The organism is Pseudoroseomonas cervicalis ATCC 49957 (genome assembly GCF_000164635.1).
GTDB classification, from domain to species: Bacteria; Pseudomonadota; Alphaproteobacteria; order Acetobacterales; family Acetobacteraceae; genus Pseudoroseomonas; species Pseudoroseomonas cervicalis.
Genome location: NZ_GG770944.1, coordinates 1 through 2,758, shown reverse-complemented (window position 1 = coordinate 2,758; position 2,758 = coordinate 1). Strand labels below are relative to the sequence as shown.

Annotated in this window: 4 protein-coding genes; 3 read left to right on the top strand and 1 reads right to left on the bottom strand. The window is 69.1% G+C overall.

Features of this window, described 5'->3' with window-relative positions:
• The first annotated feature begins 115 nt into the window (after nt 1-115).
• Nucleotides 116-442, top strand: coding sequence for an NIPSNAP family protein (locus HMPREF0731_RS20610; protein ID WP_007006165.1), 327 nt, complete (start codon nt 116-118; stop codon nt 440-442).
• Between the two features lie 17 nt (nt 443-459).
• Here the strand turns inward: HMPREF0731_RS20610 and HMPREF0731_RS20605 are convergent, their stop codons facing one another.
• Complete coding sequence (locus HMPREF0731_RS20605; RefSeq protein ID WP_040614271.1) at nt 460-1,161, bottom strand: GntR family transcriptional regulator; 702 nt, start codon at nt 1,159-1,161, stop codon at nt 460-462.
• Nucleotides 1,162-1,320: 159 nt separating this feature from the next.
• Here HMPREF0731_RS20605 and HMPREF0731_RS20600 point away from each other — a divergent pair, with 159 nt between their 5' ends.
• Together HMPREF0731_RS20600 and HMPREF0731_RS20595 are read left to right on the top strand one after the other, a co-directional pair.
• Nucleotides 1,321-1,725 carry a carboxymuconolactone decarboxylase family protein gene (locus HMPREF0731_RS20600; RefSeq protein WP_007006163.1) on the top strand — a complete coding sequence of 135 codons (405 nt, stop codon included), beginning with the start codon at nt 1,321-1,323 and terminating at the stop codon, nt 1,723-1,725.
• Nucleotides 1,722-2,648: an NAD(P)-dependent oxidoreductase gene (locus HMPREF0731_RS20595; protein WP_007006162.1), complete on the top strand. Its 927-nt coding sequence runs from the start codon at nt 1,722-1,724 to the stop codon at nt 2,646-2,648. The genes HMPREF0731_RS20600 and HMPREF0731_RS20595 overlap by 4 nt, the downstream gene beginning before the upstream one ends.
• Nucleotides 2,649-2,758 lie beyond the last annotated feature (110 nt).

Sequence of the window (2,758 nt, the reverse complement as noted above, 5' to 3'; positions counted from 1 at the left end):
GCAGCTGGTCGCCGCCTTTGCCGAGCCGGCGGCGCTCGAGGATGTCGGCGCGGCGCTGCGCCTGGCCGAGCCCGCCGCGTGACCCCCCCTTGACCCCGCAAGCAGGAGAGATCCCGTGATCCATGAGCTGCGCGTCTATCACTGCGTCCCCGGCCGCCTGCCGGCGCTGCTGCAGCGCTTCCAGGGCATCACCCTCGGCATCTGGCAGAAGCACGGCATCCGCCAGGCGGGGTTCTGGACGGTCGCCATCGGCGATTCGAACCAGGACCTCTATTACCTGCTGGAATGGGAATCGCTCGCCGAGCGCGAGCAGAAATGGAACGCCTTCCAGGCCGACCCGGACTGGATCGCGCGCCGGGCGGAGACCGAGCGCGACGGGCCGATCGTCGCCAGCATCAGCAATCTGATCCTGCAGCCGACAGCCTTCTCGTCGGTGCGGTGAGGCGGCGCGGCGCCGCCTCAGCCGGCCGGAGGCGCGGCCTCCGGGGCGGCGCTGGCGCGTTCGTTCAGGATGCGCAGCGCCACCTGTGCCGCCTGCATCACATGCTCGCGGCAGGCCTGCCAGGCGCCTTCGCGGTCGCGCCGCTCGATGGCCTCGACAATGCGGCGGATCTCGGCCACGGTGTGCGGCAGGCGCGAAGGGTCCGACAATGTCGTGGCGCGCAGCTGGGAATTGCGGTTCAGCAGCTGGTCCAGCATGCGTGCGACATAGGCGTTGCGGCAGCCGCGCAGCATGACGTCGTAGAAGCGCCGCTTCAGGCCGAGCAGCACCATGCGGTCGGCGCCCGGCTTCGTCGCCGCCAGCTCCTCGAACACCGCGCGCAGCTCGGCGATCTCCTCGACCGAGGCGCGCTCGGCGAAGCCCTGGCCGGCCAGCGCCTCCAGCACCGCGCGCACCTCATAGACCTGGGTCGCCTCGGCGGCCGAGAGATAGGCGACGAAGGGGCCGCGATTGGGCACCACGACGATCAGCCCCTCAGCCTCCAGCAGGCGCACCGCCTCGCGGATGACGCCGCGGCTGACGCCGAACAGGTCGCACAGCATGCGGTCGGAGAGGTGCTCGCCCGGTGCGAAGCGGCTGGTGATGATGGCGTCGCGCAGGCGTTCCTCGACCTGGCGCCGCACCGGCTGTGGCGTGATCCGCAGCGAATCGTCCGGCATTCTGTCCCGCATTCCCCGGGGCGGCCATCCCGGCGGCCGCCGCGCCGCAGGATTAGACGGGCCGGGTCGGAACGTCCAGCAAAACGGACGGGATCGCGGCCACAATTGACAGACAATCATACAAAAAGCTAGCATGACCGCGTTGAGGGAGACGTCAGAATGACCGATGACACGCTGTTCGACCGAGGGCTCGAAGTCCGCCGTGCCGTGCTGGGTCCCGACTATGTGGATGGCAGCATCGCCAAGGCCGATGACTTCATGATGGCCTTCCAGCGCATCACCACCGAATGGTGCTGGGGCTATGCCTGGACGCGCCCCGGCCTCGACCGCAAGACGCGCTCCATGCTGAACCTCGCCATGCTGACGGCGCTGGGCAAGACGCCGGAGATCAAGCTGCATGTGAAGGGCGCGCTGACCAACGGCGTCAGCGTCGAGGAGATCAAGGAGATCCTGCTGCACGCCACGGTCTATTGCGGCATCCCGGCGGGGCTCGACGCCTTCAAGGCGGCGCATGAGGTGCTGGTGAGGGAAGGCGCGCTCTCGGGCGAGCCGGCGCAGAAGTGAGCGGCGCGGCAGAGCGCGGCACGCTGCGCCGGATCGCCTTCATCGGCATCGGCAACATGGGCTGGCCGATGGCGGCGCGGCTGGTCGGCGCCGGCTTCGATGTCGTGGCCTGCGACGTCGCCGCCGAGCGTTCGGCGCGCTTCGCCGCCGAGGTGGGCGGCACGGCGGCGGCGGATGCCGCCACCGCCGCGCGTGGCGCGGATGCCGTCATCACCATTCTGCCCACCTCGAAGCATGTCGGCCAGGCGATCGAGGCGATGGACGATGCGCTCGCGCCCGGCATGCTGCTGATCGAGATGAGTTCCGGCGTGCCCACGGCCACGCGCGGCTTCGCGGAGGCCCTGGCGCCGCGCGGTGTCGCGATGATCGACGCGCCCGTCTCCGGCGGCGTGCCGCGCGCGCGCAGCGGCGAGCTGGCGATCATGCTGGGCGGCGCGGCCGCCGATGTGGCGCGGGCCGATGCGGTGCTGCGCGCCATGGGCAATGCGCTGACGCATGTCGGCGGCATCGGCGCCGGCCAGGCGATGAAGGCGCTGAACAATCTGATGGGCGCGGCGGGCTTCCTGATCGGCGTCGAGGCCCTGCTGATCGGCCAGCGCTTCGGGCTCGATCCGGCGCAGATGGTCGATGTGCTGAACAACTCGACCGGCATGAACAACAGCACGCAGAAGAAATTCAAACAGTTCGTGCTGTCGCGCCGCTTCGACGCCGGCTTCGGGCTGGAGCTGATGGCGAAGGATGTCTCCGTGGCGCTGGAAGTGGCGCGCGAGACCGCCACGCCGGCGCCCTTCGCCGCGCTGTGCCGCGAGATGTGGGCCAGCGCCGTCGGCCTGCTGGGCCCGGGCATGGATCATACGGCGATGGCGCAGTTCTCGGAGAAGCTGGTGGGCGAGACGCTCGGCGGCGGCAACAGAGCCAGCTAGGCATCTTCTTTTTCTGAAGAAAAAGAAGCAAAAAGACTTTTTCAGTTTGGCGTCCCGCCTCAGGCCGGAGGCGGGACGCCAACAGAGAAAGTTTTTTGGTTCTTTTTTTC